We start from the raw sequence: 19,347 nt of genomic DNA on the forward strand, positions 1-19,347 counted from the left end.
CTACATCCAGCAAGCATCCCATAAGGGGTAATCACCGATTCGCGTGGTCAACCGTGCGCGGATCGGGTTTTTGATGATGTAGCGGGCGATATCTTTTATATCCTCTTCATCGCGTAAAGCCCGGTCGTGGTAGCCCTTTTGCCACAGTCGACCGGTTGACCGGCAAGCCTGATTAATTGTCACGCTGCTGCGCGACTTCACGCGGCACATCACTTCTGCGAGCGTTTTATGTTTAAGTTCGACTAGCCAATGAAAATGGTCAGGCATCACGACCCAAGCCTTGGATGTCACGATCCCTTCGTCATGCGCCTGCCTGAACTGCTCAACAACTAGACGGCCTAAATGAAAGTCCTTGAAAATGGGCCGTCTTTGTTGGGTGATACTGGTTAGAAGATAAAGGCGGCCCTGCTCAGAGTGGCGGCCGATACGCAGGCGGTAAGCGTTCTTTGACGTTGGCAATCCATTGCCCTCCGTGATTGGTTTTCTTAACCTAGATCACTTACATACTTGCCACTGAAGCAACCCTTGACCAAGTATTACACCACCTCGTAGCAGCTGCCGAAGGCTGCGTCCGAGTGCGCAGCGCTCGTGAAATGGGTGATACAAACCTGTCACGAAAAATGGATCTTCAGGGTTTGCGGCCTGCGGCCGGACGTCGCCTTCGGCAACTGCTACGGGGGGAAATGTATAGCGCGAACGGGTCGGCGGTATACAATGCGCGCCACCGTGTTTTGCTCATTAAAGGTGCGTTATGCAGCCCTTCGCTATTGCCCCATCGATTCTCTCTGCCGATTTCGCCCGTCTTGGCGAAGAAGTCGACAATGTGCTCGCCGCTGGCGCTGATATCGTGCATTTCGATGTCATGGACAATCACTACGTGCCCAACCTGACCATCGGCCCGATGGTGTGCTCGGCCTTGCGCAAGTACGGCGTCACCGCACCCATCGATGTGCATCTGATGGTCAGCCCCGTTGATCGCATCATCGGCGACTTTATCGAAGCCGGCGCGACCTTTATTACCTTTCACCCCGAAGCGACCCAGCATATCGATCGCTCCTTGCAGTTAATTCGCGAGGGCGGCTGCAAGGCGGGTCTGGTGTTCAATCCAGCCACGCCGCTGGACGTGCTCAAGTACGTAATGGACAAGGTCGACATGGTCTTGCTGATGAGTGTTAACCCAGGTTTTGGCGGGCAGAAGTTTATCCCCGGCACGCTGAACAAACTGCGTGAAGCGCGCGCACTGATCGATGCGTCGGGCCGTGATATTCGCCTGGAAATCGACGGCGGCGTCAATGTGGCTAATATCCGTGAAATTGCAGAGGCCGGCGCTGATACGTTCGTCGCAGGGTCGGCGATCTTCAATACCCCGAACTACGAAGAAGTCATCCAGAAAATGCGCGCCGAGCTTGCGTTGGCGCGCCCATGAGCCGCTTCGAGCAGTTGCTTAAAGGGCAACTGCCCAAGCTGGTGATGTTCGATCTGGACGGCACCCTGATTGATTCCGTGCCGGATCTGGCCGCTGCTGTTGAAACCATGCTGCACACGCTCGGTCGCCCACCCGCCGGTATAGAAAACGTGCGGATATGGATTGGCAACGGTGCACCGATGTTGGTGCGCCGCGCACTGGCGGGCAATATCGAGGCATCGGGCGTTGATGACGCCCAAGCCGAGCAAGCGCTGGAGATTTTCATGACGGCCTACGAGGGCGGTCATGGACACACCACGGTCTATCCGGGGGTGCGTGAAAGCCTCAAGTGGTTGCAAAAACAGGGCGTTGAAATGGCCCTGATCACCAACAAGCCTGAGCGTTTCGTCGCCCCCTTGTTGGATGAACTCAAGCTGGGACGGTTTTTTCGCTGGATAATCGGCGGCGATACGCTGCCGCAAAAAAAACCCGACCCGGCAGCGCTGTTATTCGTGATGAAAATGGCGGGTGTGACACCAGAAGAATCACTTTTTATCGGTGATTCACGCAATGACGTGCTGGCGGCCAAAGCCGCTGGCATACGCTGCGTGGCACTGAGTTATGGCTACAATCACGGCCGCCCGATTGAAGAAGAGTCGCCGGATATGGTCATCGACAATCTGCAAGAGCTGATAGTCGGTTGCTTAGATTCCGCGCCTGAGATAACGTTGGGCAATTCCGTTCACCCCTCTCGAAGAGATTCCATCGTGGTGGTCACTCGCAAACTCTGGATGAAAGTTATCAAGGCCCTGGCCCGTTGGCGTTGGCGCGCCTGACTTGAATCTGGCCGCTGAGTCGGCACGTTTGCACACCTGACCGTTTTACCCTCAGACCACGAGGCACCTCATGATCCGCGAAGAATTCCTGCGCTTGGCCGCTGCTGGCTACAACCGTATCCCGTTGGCCCGCGAAACCCTTGCCGACTTCGACACGCCGCTGTCGATCTACTTGAAACTGGCTGATCAGCCCAACTCCTATTTGCTGGAGTCGGTGCAGGGCGGTGAGAAGTGGGGCCGTTACTCGATCATTGGTTTGCCGTGCCGCACTGTGTTGCGTGTGCATGAGCACCAGATCCGCGTGACCCACGATGGGGTAGAAATCGAAGCACACGAGTCTGAAGACCCGCTGGCATTTGTCGAAGCCTTCAAAGCCCGTTACAACGTACCGACCATTGCGGGTTTACCGCGGTTCAATGGCGGCCTGGTGGGTTACTTCGGCTATGACTGCGTGCGCTATGTAGAGAAGCGTTTGGGCAAGTGCCCGAATCCTGATCCATTAGGTGTACCGGACATTCTGTTGATGGTGTCGGATGCGGTGGTGGTGTTCGACAACCTGGCGGGCAAGATGCACGCGATTGTACTGGTTGATCCTGCTCAGCCAGACGCATACGAAGAAGGTCAAGCCCGTCTTGAGACGCTGCTTGAACAGCTGCGTCAGCCGATGGCACCTCGCCGCGGTCTGGATTTCACCCAGCAGCAAGCGGCTGACCCAGTGTTTCGTTCCAGCTTCACGCAGGACGACTACGAAAGAGCCGTCGACACGATCAAGGACTACATCCTTGCGGGTGATTGCATGCAAGTGGTGCCGTCGCAGCGCATGTCCATTGACTTCAAGGCTGCGCCGATTGATTTGTACCGTGCGCTGCGCTGCTTCAACCCGACACCTTATATGTACTTTTTCAATTTTGGTGACTTCCACGTGGTGGGCAGTTCACCGGAAGTGCTGGTGCGCGTAGAAGACAATCTGATTACCGTGCGCCCGATCGCCGGCACACGCCCGCGGGGTGCGACCGAAGAAGCCGATCTTGCGCTGGAAAAAGACCTGCTGAGTGACGACAAGGAAATCGCCGAGCACTTGATGCTGATAGACCTTGGGCGAAACGACACGGGGCGCGTTTCAGAAACCGGCTCGGTCAAGCTGACCGAGAAAATGGTGATCGAGCGTTATTCCAATGTTATGCACATTGTGTCCAACGTTACAGGTCAGCTTAAAAGCGGGCTGACAGCAATGGACGCGCTGCGTGCCATTCTGCCCGCCGGCACCTTGTCGGGGGCACCGAAAATTCGGGCGATGGAAATCATCGACGAACTGGAGCCCGTCAAGCGTGGTGTGTATGGCGGCGCAGTGGGTTATTTCGCCTGGAATGGCAACATGGACACAGCCATTGCCATTCGTACAGCGGTGATCAAAAACGGCGAACTGCATGTGCAAGCGGGCGGCGGCATTGTGGCTGACTCGGTGCCTGCGCTGGAGTGGGAAGAGACGCTGAACAAACGTCGTGCGATGTTTCGTGCGGTAGCGCTCGCAGAACAAACCCCCACGACCGACGCCTGAGGAGCTTTGCCATGTTGTTGATGATCGATAATTACGACTCTTTTACGTACAACGTCGTGCAGTACCTCAGCGAGCTGGGTGCCGCCGTCAAGGTGGTGCGCAACGACGAACTGACCGTGGCCGAGATCGAAGCGCTCAAACCAGAGCGCATCGTGGTCTCGCCGGGTCCGTGTACGCCGAATGAGGCGGGTATTTCGCTTGAAGCCATCAAGCATTTCGCCGGCAAGTTGCCCATTCTGGGTGTATGCCTGGGCCATCAATCCATCGGCCAGGCTTTCGGCGGGGATGTGGTGCGGGCCAGAGAAGTGATGCACGGCAAAACCAGCCCGGTGTATCACCATGATAAGGGGGTCTTCCAAGGGTTGAACAACCCGCTGACCGTGACCCGTTATCACTCGTTGGTGGTCAAGCGCGAGACCTTGCCCGAGTGCCTTGAGTTGACAGCCTGGACGCAGCAACCTGATGGCTCGGTCGACGAGATCATGGGCTTGCGCCACAAGACGCTGAACATCGAAGGGGTGCAATTTCACCCTGAATCGATTTTGACCGAACAAGGTCATGAACTGTTTGCCAATTTCCTCAAACAAACCGGCGGCGTGCGCTAAGGACTTTTTATGGATATCAAGACAGCCCTGACCCGTATCGTCGGACATCTCGATCTAAGCACTGAAGAGATGCGCGATGTGATGCGCGACATCATGACCGGTCAATGCACTGAGGCTCAGATAGGCGCTTTCATGATGGGCATGCGCATGAAGAGTGAAAGCATCGACGAAATTGTCGGTGCCGTCACGGTCATGCGCGAGTTGGCAGACAAGGTTGAACTTAAAACCCTCGACGGTGTGGTCGATATTGTCGGCACCGGCGGTGATGGTGCGAATATTTTTAACGTGTCGACAGCTTCTGCATTGGTTATCGCCGCCGCAGGGTGCACAGTGGCCAAACACGGCAATCGCGCCGTGTCGGGTAAAAGTGGCAGCGCTGATTTGCTTGAAGCGGCAGGCGTCTACCTCAACCTGACTCCGGTTCAAGTGGCTCGCTGCATCGATAGCGTGGGTATTGGTTTTATGTTTGCCCAGTCTCATCACGGTGCTATGAAGCACGCGGCCATTGCCCGCCGCGATTTGGGCATGCGCACACTCTTTAATATGCTTGGCCCGCTTACGAATCCGGCCGGCGTTGTGCATCAAGTGGTCGGGGTGTTCAATCAGGCGTTGTGCCGTCCCTTGGCTGAAGTGTTACAACGTTTGGGCAGCAAACATGTACTGGTGGTGCATTCGCAAGATGGTCTGGACGAGTTCAGCCTTGCAGCCCCAACCTATGTGGCAGAGCTGCGTAATGGCGAAATTACTGAATATTGGGTTCAGCCTGAAGATTTGGGTATCAAGAGTCAGAGCCTCTTTGGTCTGGTGATCGACAGCCCCGAACAATCGCTGGAACTGATACGTGACGCCTTGGGCCGCCGTAAAACAGAGGCGGGACAAAAGGCTGCCGACATGATCGTGCTCAATGCCGGTGCAGCGCTTTATGCGGCAGACCTTGCCTACACACTCAAAGAAGGTGTGGCGTTGGCGCACGATGCGCTGCACACCGGGTTGGCTCGGGAGAAACTTGAAGAGTTGGGTGCCTTTACCGCTGTTTTCAAACAGGAGAATGAAGCATGAGTGTGCCTACCGTTCTGGAAAACATTCTGGCGCGAAAAGTTCAGGAGGTCGCTGAGCGCAGTGCGCGGGTGAGTCTGGCTGAACTTGAACGTATGGCAGCTCAGGCTGACCCTGTGCGCGGCTTTGCCAACGCGTTGCTGGCACAGGCCAAGCTGAAGGAGCCTGCGGTGATTGCCGAAATAAAAAAGGCATCCCCGAGCAAAGGCGTCATTCGCGAGGATTTCGTGCCTGCCGACATCGCCAGAAGCTATGAGGCTGGCGGTGCGACCTGTTTGTCCGTGCTGACTGACATTGATTTCTTTCAGGGGGCTGACGCTTACCTGCAACAAGCCCGGGCAGCCTGCAAACTGCCGGTTATCCGCAAAGACTTCATGATTGACCCGTATCAGATTGTCGAAGCCCGTGCGTTGGGCGCCGACTGCGTGCTGTTGATCGTCTCCGCGCTGGATGACGTGAAAATGGCTGAATTGGCGTCCGTTGCCAAAGGTGTGGGTCTGGATGTGCTGGTTGAGGTGCATGACGGCGCTGAGCTGGAGCGGGCACTGAAAATCCTCGATACGCCGCTGGTGGGGATTAACAACCGTAATTTGCACACCTTTGACGTCAGCCTTGAAACCACTCTCGACCTGTTGCCACGTGTTCCGCGTGATCGATTGGTCATTACCGAGAGCGGGATTCTCAATCGGGCAGACGTTGAGTTGATGGAAATCAGTGACGTGTATTCGTTTTTGGTGGGCGAAGCCTTTATGCGCGCTGAGAACCCGGGGCATGAATTGCAACGTTTGTTCTTTCCTGAACGTAGCATCCCTGTAACAGGCTCGACGCTGGACTGATACACCTCCCCAGTCGTGACAGGCTTGGGCCGCGCGTGCTCTTTTTTAGAGATATTTATGACGCTTATCCAGCAACTCACGGTCGAAGCAGGCCTTAAAGCTGAGCAGGATTTGTTGGCTTCAGTGTGTGCGGGTGAGCGTCAGGCGGGCGTGCTGTTCTGGCAGCCCACTGATCGGGCATTAGTCATGCCGCGTCGTTTGAGCCGCTTACCCGATTTTGAGCAAGCCAGTGTTGAACTGGCTGCGAGCGGGTGGCCCATTCTGTTGCGTGAGACCGGCGGCGAACCTGTGCCGCAATCCCCGTCAACAGTCAATATTGCTCTGGTCTACGCGCCGCCACGCAGTGAGGACGATCGTGCCCGCATTGAGACGGCTTATCTGCGTTTGTGCAATCCGCTCTGCGAGTTACTGACCGAGTTGGGAGCAGAGGCTTCGGTTGGCGAAGTTGAGGGCGCATTCTGTGACGGCCGTTACAACGTTAATCTTAATGGGCGCAAGCTGGTGGGGACGGCCCAACGCTGGCGTCAGAGCCAAGGTGGTCAGCGGCCGGTCGGTCTGGTTCACGGGGCGTTACTGGTAGAAAACGAGCGGGAGTCGATGGTAGCTGCCGTCAATTTTTTCAATGAGCGCTGTGGCCTTGAACAAAACTGCCGGGCCGATAGCCATATCGCATTGCACGAAGTATTTAGCGACCCCGATTTTTTTGAGCGGTTGAGCGCCAGTTACCAAAAAATACTGGCGCCTGTGTTCAACCCTTAGCGCGTACCAAAAACCACCATGGTTTTGCCTTTGACGCTTACCAGATTCTGCTCTTCCAGATCTTTGAGCACACGCCCCACCATCTCTCGCGAACAGCCCACTATTCTGCCGATTTCCTGTCGGGTCACTTTGATTTGCATCCCGTCCGGGTGAGTCATGGCGTCGGGTTGTTTACACAATTCAAGTAAGCAGCGTGCCACTCGCCCGGTGACGTCAAAGAAGGCCAAGTCCCCAACTTTGCGCGTGGTGTTTCGCAGTCTCTGCGCGATTTGTCCGCTTATGGCGTAAAGAATTTCCGGTTCGTGTTGTGCGTATTCTCTGAATTTCGAATAGCTAATTTCCGCAACTTCACACTCGGTCTTCGCTCGTACCCAGGCACTGCGTTTCTGTTCCTGACCCGCCTGTTCAAACAAACCCAACTCACCAATAAAATCACCCGAGTTAAGGTAGGCGATGATCATTTCGCGATTGCCATCATCCTCGATCACAATGGTTACCGAGCCTTTGATGATGAAAAACAGGGTGTGTGAGTGTTCGCCTGCGCAAATGATGTTGCTCTTGGCCGCATAGCGTTTGCGTTGGCAGTGAGTCAAAAACTTATCTAGGTTTTTGATCTTGGATATGGGGGTAAAAGCAACCATGGTTGTTTCCCGAAAGCATGCACAGTAGGAGCTGGATCTATTTTTATAGAGAGCGCTGGCTGGCTGGCGCCAGTGAATTGGCGCCAGCTTAACAGACAGATTCTTTCAGGTAGGCAGAATTTTCCATGCAGCGTGTAGGTTAAAGCCATGCGCGTGGCAAGCTCTCTATTTAGGACGCTGTGCTAAGCTGGCGCCCCTTTTAAAGCAGTGGAGTCTGGGTGATGAAGGCACGCATTCAATGGGCTGGCGAGGCCATGTTTCTGGGCGAGTCAGGCAGCGGCCACGTCGTCGTGATGGACGGCCCGCCTGAGAGCGGTGGTCGTAATCTAGGTGTGCGACCGATGGAAATGCTTCTGCTGGGCCTTGGCGGATGCAGCAACTTTGACGTGGTCAGCATTCTCAAAAAATCGCGCCAGGCCGTTGAGAGCTGTGAAGCTTTCCTTGAAGCCGAGCGCGCCACTGAAGACCCGAAAGTGTTTACCAAGATTCATCTGCACTTTGTCGTTAAAGGTCGTGGTCTGAAAGAAGCTCAGGTTAAGCGTGCCATTGAGCTGTCAGCCGAGAAGTATTGCTCTGCGTCGATCATGCTGGGCGCTGCGGGTGTAGCTATTAGCCACGATTATGAAATTGTTGAATTGGGCTAGTGGCCATTCAATTTTCATAAATGCACTGCAGGCTCTGGTGAACGGTCGCCGAGGTCTGCATAATGCGCCACTTTTTTCAGGGTAGTGGCTGGGGATATTTCCGGCCACATGCCCGAACAGATAACCAAAATCGCCATCGCGAAGAGGTGTTAACCGTCCTACGCAGGTGCGTCCACGCACTTGACGGGCATGCTGGATCACGCGGCCGAGCCGCATCGACATAGAGAGTTTTATAACGGTGAAAAGCAAACTCAAGCTCCACGGGTTCAATAACCTGACAAAGACCTTGAGCTTCAACATCTATGACATCTGCTACGCGGAAACCCCGCAAGACCAGCAGGCATACGTTGAGTACATCAATCAAGAGTACGACGCAGAACGCCTGACGCAGATCCTTACAGATGTGGTTGATATCATTGGTGCCAACATCCTGAACATCGCTCGTCAGGATTACGATCCCCAGGGCGCCAGCGTGACAATTCTGATTTCAGAGCAGCCGGTGATTCCGACCGAAAGCCAAATCGAAGAATCCCCAGGTCCGCTGCCCGAGACCATTCTGGCTCACCTCGACAAAAGTCATATCACGGTGCATACCTATCCGGAAATTCATCCGGTCGACGGGATTGCGACTTTCCGTGTGGATATTGATGTGTCGACGTGCGGCGTTATTTCACCGCTTAAAGCTCTCAACTATCTGATCCATCAATTTGATTCAGATATCGTGACTGTCGATTACCGCGTTCGTGGTTTTACCCGTGATGTTGAAGGTAAAAAACACTTTATCGATCACGAGATCAATTCGATTCAGAATTACCTTTCTGAAGACACCCGCGACGGTTACCAAATGACCGACGTGAACGTTTACCAAGAGAACTTGTTCCACACCAAGATGCTGCTGAAAGAGTTTGAACTGGACAACTACTTGTTCGGCGATGCCACCAGCAATCTTTCGGTTGAACAACGCGCTCAGGTGACCGAACGCGTGAAGCATGAAATGCTCGAAATCTTTTACGCTCGGAACATGGCGTAAAGTTTCAGCCATTAAAAAGGCGACTATCGAGAGGTAGTCGCCTTTTTTGCTTCTGGCCCAGCAAGTAATGCCAGGCTGTTACATACGATAGGTGCTTTTAGTCATGACCTTGGCCATCAGGCTCATGCCAAACTTGACCGGTGCAGGAAAACGGAAGCCGCCGGCTTGCAACGCGGACTCAGCATGATGAGCTTCGTCGATGCGCATTTGCTCAAGAATCGCTCGGGACTTTTCATCTTCGGCCGGGAGCTGCTCAAGATGTTCATTAAGATGCTTGCAGACTTGATCTTCTGTAGCAGCTACAAATCCCAGGCTCACTTTGTCGCTAATTAGCCCGGCCACTGCGCCAATACCGAAAGACATGCCGTAAAACAGCGGATTCAGCACGCTAGGATGGCTGCCCAATTGACGAATACGCTGCTCACACCACGCTAAGTGATCGATCTCTTCTTCTGCCGCATGCTCCATTGCATTTCGCACTTGCGGTAGCTTGGCGGTCAGGGCCTGGCCTTGGTACAGCGCCTGAGCGCAGACTTCGCCCGTGTGGTTGATACGCATCAATCCGGCCACATGCCGCGCGGTCTTGTCGTCCAGCGGGTGATCGGGCTTTAAAATGGCGGGCGATGGACGGCCAGGTTGGCCACTGAATGGCAGCAATGTGCGCATCGCGGTATCGGCTTGTAGCAGTAGACGGTCAATCGGCGAGTAGTGACGTTGGGTAGTCATGCTTACCTCCGGAAAAAATCACGGAGGCCAGTTTACCGCAATCGAGCCGCAAGGGGCTGCACGTGATCGTCAGCAGTCGTGGGTGCGGCAATGCACCCACGGTGTGCACAGCTTTCTATCAGCCCGGCGGCCAGTTCATCTGGCGTTGACCCAGAACGTGCATATGAATGTGGTAGACCGTTTGGCCGCCTTTTTCATTGCAGTTCATTACCACCCGGAACCCGTCTTCGCAGCCCAGCTCTTTGGCGAGCCGTTGTGCAGTGAACAGGATATGCCCTGTCAGCGGCTTGTCCTCTTCGGTCAGGTCATTGAGGGTGCGGATCGGTTTTTTTGGGATAACCAAAAAATGAATCGGTGCTTGTGGAGCAATATCGTGAAAAGCGAGTACTTGATCATCTTCATAGATGATCTTTGCAGGTATTTCACGGTTGATGATCTTGGTAAACAGGGTATCCAAAGCAGTTTCTCCGTGAGTGAAGTCCGGTCTGAGTGTACTCAGCAGAGCGCGTTACGCCCAGTCGCGTTAACGCGGGCAATAGGATTTGTTCACAGAGGCCGCGATTTTTCGTGTCATCCACCGTGACAGCACACGTGGGATACGTGTTAGCCAGCGGTTACGTCGACCCGGAATAATGATGGCTTTGTTTTTTTCAAGCGCGCGCACTGTATAAAGCGCAACTTCTTCGGGGGTCATCCAAGCGGAATTTTGCTTGATTGCCTCTGCATTCATCTTGGACGCTTCAAAAAAGCCAGTACGGGTAATGCCAGGGCATAGCACCGATACTTTGATGCCCGTTTTCTTTACCTCCTCACGTAAACCTTCGGAAAAGTGCAGAACATACGCTTTGCTGGCGTAGTAGGTACTTAGCCAAGGACCCGGCTGAAAAGCCGCGATGGAGGAGACGTTAAGGATTTGTCCTCCTCCCTGCACCGCCATCATATTACCGATGGCATGACACAGCCGGGTAAGCGCGAGGACATTCAGCTCGATCAGGTCTTGTTCCGCGCTCCAGTCATGAGCCAGGAAGGGGCCGCAGGTGCCAATGCCCGCACAATTGACCAACAGGTCGATCTGGCGATCCCCTTCTTCAAGTTCCAGCAGAAAGCCCGAGAGACGCAAAGGTTCGCCCAGATCGCAGGCCCGGAACAACACTTCGACACCGAAACGTTGGGTCAGCTCCAGCGCAATGCTTTCGAGTGCGTCACGTTGGCGGGCCACTAAAATCAGGCTGCGGCCACGGCGTGCCAAGGCTTCAGCCAAGGCCAGGCCGATACCGCTGGAAGCACCAGTGATTAAAGCGTAACGGGTCATGCTGTTCTCCATCGCAACGGTGCTGTCCGGTGACAATGACGTCCCTGGCGTTAACGCGTTCTTAAAGAAACAGAGTCTACAGGCTGGAGCGGCTAACTGCGTTGATGAAAACGTGCATCAGTGGGGTGGATGCAATTGCAATGAAGGCCGCAACGTATACGCAGCAGATGAAGGCCAAAATCGAGCCTGCAATTTTTACTGAGGTGCTGTTAGGCGGAGGAGGTGCTTCAAAGCGATTCGCGCCTGATGTGCCCGGCCTCACCAGTAACATGATGCCTAATATCAGATTGGCGATAGGCACCAGCTGCAAAAGTAACATCCATGCGGATAAGTTGAGGTCGTGAAGGCGTTGAGCGGCAATTCTGAGGCTAAATATCGGATAAAGAATAATTCCGACCCCAATAATCCCAATACTGATGACGGGCGACACGATTACCATCAAAAGACCAATTAAGCATAAAGACTGAAAAATAACGCCCAAACCCAATTGCCAAACTATAAAGCGTAATCGTCCGATTCGCGTCGCAAAGCCAAGAAATTCCAGCTTTGCGTACTGCACCTCAGCGGTTTTTTCCAGATCATGCTCTGACATGTAAGCTTCCTTGTAGCAGGGGGAGATTTATCGTTCACAAAAAAGCCCGCCTAATTGGCGGGCTCAGAGCCTCAACAAGATGCTTAGCAATGAGGAAGTCGATTCACCCGCTTTATAGCCTCGCGGTATTCCGTATCGAGTCGTGTGATCAACTGTTGTGTAGTAGGCACATCATTGATGTCACCTACGCCTTGGCCAGCAGACCAAACGGTCTTCCATGCTTTTGCTTCGTCGTTGAGCGGTTTGAGCCGGGTACCGGTGCTGCTCTCGCTTTTAGCTTGCAGTGTGGCGAGGTCAAAGCCTGCATTTTCGAGGCTTTGGCGCATGAAACTTGCCGGTACACCCGAAACGGCAGCAGTGTGAACGATGTCGACTGCTCGGGATGTCAGAACCATTTGTTTGTATTCGTCAGGCGCATGACTTTCTTGTGTAGCTATAAACCGTGTGCCTAAGTAGGCAAGATCCGCCCCGATGACTTGCGCCGCCAAGATCTCGTGGCCATGGTTCAAGCAACCCGCAAGCAACACCGTTTTGTCGAAGAATTGGCGAATTTCAGCCACCAGAGCAAAAGGGCTCCATGTACCTGCATGCCCGCCCGCACCCGCCGCCACTGCGATCAGACCATCGACGCCTGCTTCGGCTGCTTTCTCGGCGTGACGTCGGGTTGTGACGTCGTGGAAGACCAGGCCACCATAGCTGTGAACAGCATCTACAACTTCTTTCACTGCACCCAAGCTGGTGATAACGATGGGGACTTTGTGCTCAATGCAGATCGCCAGATCAGCCTGTAGGCGCGGATTGCTGTTATGCACAATCAGGTTAACCGCGTAGGGCGCCGGATTTTTCAATGAAGCCAGTCCCGCTTCAATTTCCTCTAGCCATGCCTTGAAACCACTGCTCTCGCGTTGGTTGAGTGCAGGGAAACTGCCCACAACGCCATTAGCGCAACAGGCCAGCACGAGTTGCGGGTTGGAAATCAGAAACATGGGGGCTGCCACTACCGGCAGACGCAAGCATTGTTCAAGCTGGACGGGCAGTGACATTGAAGACCTCGAAGAAGGGGAATTGAATTTAGAACGGTTTAACCACTACCAGAATGACGATAGCAATCAAGAACAGCACCGGTACTTCATTGAACCATCGATAGAACACATGGCTACGCGTATTTTCGCCACGGGCAAAGCGTTTTACCTGTGCGCCACACATGTGGTGGTAACCGATGAGCAGAAATACCAGCGTCAGTTTGGCGTGCATCCACCCTTGACTGAGGAAGCCTGGAGCAAGGTAGAGCAGCCAGCCGCCGAAGATGAGTGTGGCGATCATTGCGGGGCCCATGATGCCGCGAAACAGCTTACGCTCCATCAGGCTGAATCGCTCTTTGCTGACAGCGTCTTCGCTTTGAGCGTGGTAAACAAACAGGCGTGGTAGGTAAAACAGCCCTGCAAACCAACAGACGATGCTGATGATATGAAAGGCCTTGAGCCATAGATAAAGCATTTTTAGTTATTCCCAGGTTCACGGTAGGGCAAATAGTAGTTGTAGAGCGCCCGTGAGTCACCTTGGCAGTTGTCGCATGGACGCTCTGTCCCTATTATCAGAAGCTTTCCAGTTGTTTCGTTGAGGGCAGGTTATGGTCAAGGTCGGTATTGTCGGCGGCACGGGTTACACCGGAGTCGAATTGCTGCGTTTGCTGGCTCAGCACCCGCAGGCTGAGGTGGTTGTAATCACTTCTCGATCCGAGGCGGGCCTGCCAGTTGCCGATATGTATCCCAACCTGCGCGGTCATTACGACGGCTTGGCTTTCAGTGTCCCGGATACACAAACGCTGGCTGCCTGTGATGTTGTATTTTTCGCCACGCCCCATGGCGTCGCCCATGCGTTGGCAGGCGAACTCCTGGCAGCAGGCACTAAGGTTATCGATCTTTCCGCCGATTTCCGTTTGCAGGACGCTGATGAATGGGCCAAATGGTACGGCCAGCCACATGGTGCGCCTGAGTTATTAAAAGAAGCTGTTTACGGTCTTCCAGAGGTTAATCGCGAGCAAATCAAGCAAGCTCGATTGATCGCGGTTCCGGGCTGTTATCCAACTGCCACTCAATTGGGCTTCCTGCCTTTGCTGGAAGCAGGGCTGGCGAATACGTCCATGCTCATTGCTGACTGTAAATCCGGTGTAAGTGGCGCCGGACGTGGCGCCAGTGTGGGGTCGTTATATGCCGAAACATCAGAGAGCATGAAGGCATACGCGGTCAAAGGGCATCGGCACTTACCCGAGATTCGTCAGGGCTTGCGCCGCGCAGCAGGTAAGGATGTCGGCTTGACCTTCGTGCCGCATTTGACGCCGATGATCCGTGGTATTCACTCCACGCTCTACGCAACAGTGGTAGACCGTTCTGTCGATCTGCAAGCGTTGTTCGAGAAGCGCTACGCCAATGAGCCGTTTGTTGACGTGATGCCTGCGGGCAGTCATCCGGAAACCCGCAGTGTTCGAGGTGCCAACGTTTGCCGGATCGCGGTACATCGTCCGCAAGAGAGAGATCTGGTTGTCGTGCTGTCTGTTATCGACAACTTGGTTAAAGGGGCTTCGGGTCAGGCTGTTCAGAACATGAATATCCTATTCGGTCTTGACGAGCGTCTTGGCCTTTCTCATGCAGGGATGTTGCCTTAAAAGCAGCTGCAAGCGGCTAGGGAAGAGAATTCTCGGCTTCTAGCGTGCAGCTTGTTGCTGAAAACTTGCCGCTGCTCTTCAAATAGTTGACCGCTTTTCTGGGAGAAGCGGATAATGCGCGTCATCACGCATTATGGCGGCACAGCGCCGGGAGATAGTCAGCATGAGCGTCGAATCCTTCACCCCCATGGCTTTGCAATTCACTGAAGGTGCTGCGCACAAGGTGAAGAGCCTGGTCGATGAAGAGGGTAATGATCGTTTGAAGTTGCGAGTTTTCGTTACGGGCGGCGGTTGTTCCGGTTTTCAATACGGTTTTACTTTCGATGAAGAAGTAGCCGATGACGACACCATTGTTGAGCGCGAGGGCGTTAGCTTGGTGGTTGACCCAATGAGTTTCCAATACTTGGCAGGTGCCGAGGTGGATTATCAGGAAGGTCTGGAAGGCTCTCGTTTCGTGATCAAAAACCCGAATGCCACCACAACGTGTGGTTGCGGGTCTTCGTTTTCGATCTGATTGCTCAGAGTAGGTGCCACACTCAACGCCGCGTAGATTCGCGGCGTTTTGCTATCTGGCCCTTTACTTTATGAGGCAAATCGTCAGGCGGGATAGATCGCACCCAGTACACGAAGGCCGCGTGCGCCCGTAACGCTGGGGCGATTGGTGGGAATGTTTTCAAGGCAGCAGTGGGCAAGCCAAGCAAAAGCCATGGCTTCAACCCAGTCTGGATCAACACCTCTTGCCTTTGTGCTATCGACCTGTGTAGTCGGGAGTAATTGCTTCAAGCGCGCCATGAGCGCCGCATTGTGAGCACCCCCACCGCAAACGAGTAGTTCATCTGTGCGCAGCTGAGCCGCTTGCAGTGATTGCACGACGGTCAATGCGGTGAGCTCAAGCAGGGTTGCCTGGACGTTTTCAGCGGCAAAGCTAGGCAGGGCCAGGAGATGCTGTTTCAGCCACTTGAGGTTGAATACTTCTCGGCCGGTACTTTTTGGGCCTTGGGTCTGGAAGAAAGGGTCGCGCAGCAGGGTCTCAAGCAGCAATGGTTCTACGTTGCCGCTGGCTGCCCACTGGCCACTGCGGTCATACAGGTCACCACGCTCCTCTTGTATCCAGGCATCAAGCAGAACATTCCCAGGGCCGCAATCGAATCCTGCGACAGGGTTATCGGTAGTTATCAGGCTTAAGTTACTGAAGCCGCCTATGTTCAATACCGCTCGATTGGCAGATCCATGTGTAAACAGGGCTTCATGGAAGGCAGGAACAAGAGGTGCTCCTTGTCCGCCGGCGGCGACATCTCGGCGACGAAAATCGCTGACCACGCTTATGCCAGTCAATTCGGCCAGTAAAGCAGGATTGCCTATCTGCACGGTCCAGCCTTGGGCGGGTTCATGACGTATGGTCTGACCGTGGCTCCCTATGGCGCGGATATGTCCAGGGGTGAGTTCTTGCTTCGCGAGCAGGTCATTGACCCCCTTGGCCGCTAGCCTTGCCCAGTGGTTTTCTGCAAGGGCGCTGCGTGCCACTTCGTCCGGCCCGCTGGCACACAGGCTGAGCAGTTCGCGGCGAAGGTCTTCAGGCATCGGGATGTAATGAGTGGCCAGCAGCGTAATGCCAGCCCCAAGTTCAACCAGCGCGATGTCCATGCCGTCAAGGCTGGTGCCGGACATCACGCCTATATAGAGAGCCATTGCTTAGCGCTTGCTCGAGGCTAGTAAGGTAGCCTTTTCCTGATTCATGCGAGCCATCAATGGCTGACTTTGCTGCAGGAAGCGCGTGCGTTCCGCTTTTGCTATCGGATCAGACATAGGCAGCTTTTGGCCAAGAGGATCAACATGCACGCCGTTGACCTGGAACTCGTAATGCAAATGAGGCCCGGTCGAAAGTCCGGTTGTGCCGATGTAGCCAATCACTTGTCCTTGCTTAACGGAACCGCCCGTTTTAACACCTTTGGCAAAGCCTTGCATGTGTCCGTAAAGGGTACGGTAAGTATTGCCATGCTGAATGATGATGGTGTTGCCGTAGCCTCCACGACGTCCCGCCAGGAGTACTTTTCCGTCGCCGGTTGCTTTGATTGGGGTACCGCGTGGCGCCGCGTAATCGACGCCCTTGTGTGCACGAATCTTGTTGAGGATTGGATGTTTGCGACCTGCTGAAAAGCGCGAGCTGATTCGGGCAAAATCTACAGGTGTGCGGATGAAAGCCTTGCGCATGCTGTTGCCATCAGCGGTGTAGTAATTGCTTGTGCCCTGCTTGTTGGTATAGCGGACTGCTGTAAAGGTTTTGCCCCGGTTGGTAAAGCGGGCAGACAGAATATTACCCGTGCCTACGGTTTTGCCGTTGGCCACCTTCTGTTCATAGATCACTTCGAACTGATCACCTGGGCGAATGTCTTGAGCGAAATCAATGTCGTAACCAAATACTTTAGCCATGTCCATTGTCAGGCTATGAGGTAATCCCGCGCGTTGGCCAGAGGCTGAAAGGGAGCTGGTAATTACGCCGTGTACATAAGCAGAGCGTACTGTTGGCAAGGTCGTTACACGACGAAACGTATAGCCTTTAGCGGTTTTGCTGAGGGTTATGGTTTCAAGGTCGCTAACTTGGCTGTGAAGGTTGTTCAGCTGGCCGTCAGGGGTCATTTCGAACTCGAGCTTTTGCCCGTGTTTCAATTGGCTGAACTGCTTGGCTTGCTTGTCGCTGGCCAGAATTTCATGCACGGCAGACGCAGGCAGGCCTACTTTCTCGAAGAGCGTAGAGAGCGTATCGCCTTTAGCGACGAGGACTTCGCGGTGGCTGGGTGATTTATCTTCTTCAGCTTTAACCGTGGAGTTTTTCGGCGGATCAATTTCGGCGAATGGAGGCGGGCTCACTTCTTTTGTGGCTTGAACGAGATCGGAAGCGTCTTCTTCTTGTGTCAGTTGCTCAGCAGGGCTTTCCAGCTCCAAGCTGAGGCTCGTTCTTTTGGCTTCAACTTCGCTGGAAGGAAATACCAGCAAAGCCAAGCTTAGGAGGGCGGCGATACCACTTGCTGCGAGCAGGTGGGTCTTCGGATAAAGCGGTGGCGCTTTAGGCGGTTGACTGGTCATAGATAATTTGACTTTGAATAAAGGATGAATTGGAAAAGATGACTGACACGGTGAAGATGAAATAACTGTATAAAATATAACCAAATCACCCTTGAAGCAAGTCTACGAGCTATTCCCCGACGGATAGTGGGCCGTATGCCGCTCAAAACTTGTAATTAGTCTCTGATCTTGTATGTTGGTTCCCTTTGAATTTGAGCCTTACGGGTCTGATATGAAGTCGGTTGAAGAGCAGCTAGCGCTAATAAAGCGTGGTGCCGAAGAGGTACTGGTCGAGTCTGAATTGGTTGAGAAGCTCAAGCGCGGTAAGCCGTTGCGTATTAAGGCTGGATTCGACCCTACAGCACCCGACCTGCACTTGGGTCACACCGTACTGATTAATAAGCTGCGCCAGTTCCAGGAGCTGGGTCATCACGTGATTTTCCTTATAGGAGATTTCACCGGGATGATTGGCGATCCAAGCGGGAAAAGTGCTACGCGCCCACCGTTGACGCGAGAGCAAGTGCTCGACAATGCCGAGACGTACAAGACTCAAGTATTCAAGATTCTTGACCCTGCCAAAACCGAGGTGGCATTCAACTCCACCTGGATGGATCAAATGAAGCCGGCAGACTTCATTCGTCTTACTTCTCAATACACCGTTGCTCGTATGCTTGAGCGCGACGATTTTGATAAGCGCTACACCACTAATCAGCCTATCGCTATTCATGAGTTCCTTTACCCGCTTGTACAGGGTTATGACTCTGTGGCTTTGAAGGCAGATGTAGAGCTGGGTGGTACGGATCAGAAATTCAACTTGCTGATGGGGCGTGAGCTACAGCGCGGCTATGGCCACGAAGCGCAATGCATTGTGACGATGCCTTTGCTTGAGGGGTTGGATGGCGTCAAGAAGATGTCTAAGTCCTTGGGTAACTATGTCGGTATCCAGGAAGCGCCAGGCGTGATGTACAGCAAACTCGTTTCCATTCCTGATGCTCTGATGTGGCGCTACTTTGAATTGCTGAGTTTTCGCTCAATGGACGAAATCAATGCATTTAAGTCTGAAGTCGAAGCTGGCGCTAACCCTCGTGACATCAAGATCAAGCTGGCTGAAGAAATCGTGGCTCGTTTTCATGGTGAAGAGGCTGCTGCCAATGCGCATCGCGGAGCTGGCAATCGCATGAAAGAGGGCGAGCTGCCAGATGATCTGCCAGAGGTTGAGCTGACTGCTACTGAGGATATGCCGATTGCAGCTGTCCTTAATAAGGCAGGTCTGGTGAAGAACTCTGCAGTGGCACGAGACCTGTTGGGGGCGGGAGGTGTACGTATAGATGGTGAGGTGGTTGATCGCACCTATATATATGCACTGGGCTCGACTCATGTGTGTCAGGCAGGCAAGAAGGCTTTTGCGCGTATCACACTAAAAGCCGAGTAAGGCGTGGTTCGGGGTTGCTTGATAGATTTGATTAATCAACCCTTGACTTGGAAATGTAATGGCCTATAATTCGCCCCACTTCCGGCGCAGTCGAAACGGAAAACTCCTTGATATTCAATGAGTTGTACGGTTTTCGGCGGTGTCAGCTTCAAGTCATCGAAGCAGGAAATGAGGTGTTGACAGCAGC

General features: G+C 53.8%; 22 protein-coding genes. 12 read left to right on the forward strand and 10 right to left on the reverse strand.

Features of this window, described 5'->3' with window-relative positions; translation table 11 throughout:
- The gene (locus ACI7MX_RS19175) at nucleotides 1–459 is read right to left on the reverse strand and encodes an REP-associated tyrosine transposase (protein ID WP_405590527.1); all 459 of its coding nucleotides are present in this window, start codon (nucleotides 457–459) and stop codon (nucleotides 1–3) included.
- Nucleotides 460–751: 292 nt separating this feature from the next.
- Between ACI7MX_RS19175 and rpe the strand changes: the two genes are divergently transcribed.
- The 7 genes from rpe (at nucleotide 752) to ACI7MX_RS19210 (ending at nucleotide 7,055) form a co-directional block, all read left to right on the forward strand.
- The gene (gene rpe / locus ACI7MX_RS19180) at nucleotides 752–1,426 is read left to right on the forward strand and encodes a ribulose-phosphate 3-epimerase (RefSeq protein ID WP_122784182.1); all 675 of its coding nucleotides are present in this window, start codon (nucleotides 752–754) and stop codon (nucleotides 1,424–1,426) included.
- Nucleotides 1,423–2,241 (forward strand): phosphoglycolate phosphatase, encoded by an 819-nt coding sequence (locus tag ACI7MX_RS19185; protein WP_405590524.1) that lies wholly within the window; start codon nucleotides 1,423–1,425, stop codon nucleotides 2,239–2,241. Before rpe ends, ACI7MX_RS19185 begins: the two co-directional genes overlap by 4 nt.
- Before the next feature lie 70 nt (nucleotides 2,242–2,311).
- Nucleotides 2,312–3,799 (forward strand): anthranilate synthase component I, encoded by a 1,488-nt coding sequence (gene trpE, locus ACI7MX_RS19190; protein ID WP_405590521.1) that lies wholly within the window; start codon nucleotides 2,312–2,314, stop codon nucleotides 3,797–3,799.
- Between the two features lie 11 nt (nucleotides 3,800–3,810).
- Nucleotides 3,811–4,404: an aminodeoxychorismate/anthranilate synthase component II gene (locus tag ACI7MX_RS19195; RefSeq protein WP_314489313.1), complete on the forward strand. Its 594-nt coding sequence runs from the start codon at nucleotides 3,811–3,813 to the stop codon at nucleotides 4,402–4,404.
- Nucleotides 4,405–4,413: 9 nt separating this feature from the next.
- Nucleotides 4,414–5,463: an anthranilate phosphoribosyltransferase gene (trpD, locus tag ACI7MX_RS19200; RefSeq protein WP_314489310.1), complete on the forward strand. Its 1,050-nt coding sequence runs from the start codon at nucleotides 4,414–4,416 to the stop codon at nucleotides 5,461–5,463.
- Nucleotides 5,460–6,296 (forward strand): indole-3-glycerol phosphate synthase TrpC, encoded by an 837-nt coding sequence (gene trpC, locus ACI7MX_RS19205; protein WP_405590517.1) that lies wholly within the window; start codon nucleotides 5,460–5,462, stop codon nucleotides 6,294–6,296. The genes trpD and trpC overlap by 4 nt, the downstream gene beginning before the upstream one ends.
- 57 nt (nucleotides 6,297–6,353) lie before the next feature.
- On the forward strand, nucleotides 6,354–7,055 hold the full coding sequence (locus ACI7MX_RS19210; RefSeq protein WP_405590514.1) for a biotin/lipoate A/B protein ligase family protein: 702 nt from the start codon (nucleotides 6,354–6,356) through the stop codon (nucleotides 7,053–7,055).
- On the opposite strand, the gene crp is transcribed toward ACI7MX_RS19210, so the two are convergent.
- The gene (crp, locus tag ACI7MX_RS19215; protein WP_314489302.1) at nucleotides 7,052–7,696 is read right to left on the reverse strand and encodes a cAMP-activated global transcriptional regulator CRP; all 645 of its coding nucleotides are present in this window, start codon (nucleotides 7,694–7,696) and stop codon (nucleotides 7,052–7,054) included. The two genes, ACI7MX_RS19210 and crp, sit on opposite strands and share 4 nt — an antisense overlap.
- 221 nt (nucleotides 7,697–7,917) lie before the next feature.
- On the opposite strand from crp, the gene ACI7MX_RS19220 reads away from it, so the two are divergent.
- Nucleotides 7,918–8,340, forward strand: a complete 423-nt coding sequence (locus tag ACI7MX_RS19220) for an OsmC family protein (protein ID WP_122784190.1) — start codon at nucleotides 7,918–7,920, stop codon at nucleotides 8,338–8,340.
- Between the two features lie 238 nt (nucleotides 8,341–8,578).
- Nucleotides 8,579–9,370, forward strand: a complete 792-nt coding sequence (gene speD / locus ACI7MX_RS19225) for an adenosylmethionine decarboxylase (protein ID WP_016782404.1) — start codon at nucleotides 8,579–8,581, stop codon at nucleotides 9,368–9,370.
- Nucleotides 9,371–9,448: 78 nt separating this feature from the next.
- Here the strand turns inward: speD and coq7 are convergent, their stop codons facing one another.
- The 6 genes from coq7 to hemJ form a co-directional block, all read right to left on the reverse strand.
- The gene (gene coq7 / locus ACI7MX_RS19230; RefSeq protein WP_405590510.1) at nucleotides 9,449–10,096 is read right to left on the reverse strand and encodes a 2-polyprenyl-3-methyl-6-methoxy-1,4-benzoquinone monooxygenase; all 648 of its coding nucleotides are present in this window, start codon (nucleotides 10,094–10,096) and stop codon (nucleotides 9,449–9,451) included.
- 118 nt (nucleotides 10,097–10,214) lie between these two features.
- Nucleotides 10,215–10,553: a histidine triad nucleotide-binding protein gene (locus ACI7MX_RS19235; protein ID WP_405590507.1), complete on the reverse strand. Its 339-nt coding sequence runs from the start codon at nucleotides 10,551–10,553 to the stop codon at nucleotides 10,215–10,217.
- Nucleotides 10,554–10,619: 66 nt separating this feature from the next.
- The gene (locus ACI7MX_RS19240; protein ID WP_314492910.1) at nucleotides 10,620–11,408 is read right to left on the reverse strand and encodes an SDR family oxidoreductase; all 789 of its coding nucleotides are present in this window, start codon (nucleotides 11,406–11,408) and stop codon (nucleotides 10,620–10,622) included.
- 76 nt (nucleotides 11,409–11,484) lie between these two features.
- Entirely contained in the window at nucleotides 11,485–12,000 is a 516-nt protein-coding gene (locus tag ACI7MX_RS19245; RefSeq protein WP_405590504.1) for a DUF805 domain-containing protein, read from the reverse strand.
- 83 nt (nucleotides 12,001–12,083) lie between these two features.
- A complete protein-coding gene (locus ACI7MX_RS19250; protein WP_314492915.1) occupies nucleotides 12,084–13,043 on the reverse strand; it encodes a nitronate monooxygenase family protein in 960 nt (319 codons plus the stop codon).
- 28 nt (nucleotides 13,044–13,071) lie between these two features.
- Nucleotides 13,072–13,497, reverse strand: coding sequence for a protoporphyrinogen oxidase HemJ (hemJ, locus tag ACI7MX_RS19255; RefSeq protein WP_405590500.1), 426 nt, complete (start codon nucleotides 13,495–13,497; stop codon nucleotides 13,072–13,074).
- A gap of 133 nt (nucleotides 13,498–13,630) precedes the next feature.
- Between hemJ and argC the strand changes: the two genes are divergently transcribed.
- Nucleotides 13,631–14,665: an N-acetyl-gamma-glutamyl-phosphate reductase gene (gene argC, locus ACI7MX_RS19260; RefSeq protein WP_405590497.1), complete on the forward strand. Its 1,035-nt coding sequence runs from the start codon at nucleotides 13,631–13,633 to the stop codon at nucleotides 14,663–14,665.
- A 163-nt stretch (nucleotides 14,666–14,828) separates the two neighbouring features.
- The gene (gene erpA, locus ACI7MX_RS19265) at nucleotides 14,829–15,179 is read left to right on the forward strand and encodes an iron-sulfur cluster insertion protein ErpA (protein ID WP_003444456.1); all 351 of its coding nucleotides are present in this window, start codon (nucleotides 14,829–14,831) and stop codon (nucleotides 15,177–15,179) included.
- An 83-nt stretch (nucleotides 15,180–15,262) separates the two neighbouring features.
- On the opposite strand, the gene ACI7MX_RS19270 is transcribed toward erpA, so the two are convergent.
- Both ACI7MX_RS19270 and ACI7MX_RS19275 read right to left on the reverse strand, forming a co-directional pair.
- Nucleotides 15,263–16,354, reverse strand: a complete 1,092-nt coding sequence (locus ACI7MX_RS19270; RefSeq protein ID WP_314492946.1) for an anhydro-N-acetylmuramic acid kinase — start codon at nucleotides 16,352–16,354, stop codon at nucleotides 15,263–15,265.
- Between the two features lie 3 nt (nucleotides 16,355–16,357).
- Complete coding sequence (locus ACI7MX_RS19275) at nucleotides 16,358–17,749, reverse strand: peptidoglycan DD-metalloendopeptidase family protein (protein WP_314492943.1); 1,392 nt, start codon at nucleotides 17,747–17,749, stop codon at nucleotides 16,358–16,360.
- A gap of 211 nt (nucleotides 17,750–17,960) precedes the next feature.
- Here ACI7MX_RS19275 and tyrS point away from each other — a divergent pair, with 211 nt between their 5' ends.
- Nucleotides 17,961–19,160 (forward strand): tyrosine--tRNA ligase, encoded by a 1,200-nt coding sequence (tyrS, locus tag ACI7MX_RS19280; RefSeq protein ID WP_405590668.1) that lies wholly within the window; start codon nucleotides 17,961–17,963, stop codon nucleotides 19,158–19,160.
- Nucleotides 19,161–19,347 lie beyond the last annotated feature (187 nt).

The sequence above is a fragment of the Pseudomonas sp. 2024-210 genome, from assembly GCF_045062345.1.
Taxonomy (GTDB): Bacteria; Pseudomonadota; Gammaproteobacteria; order Pseudomonadales; family Pseudomonadaceae; genus Aquipseudomonas.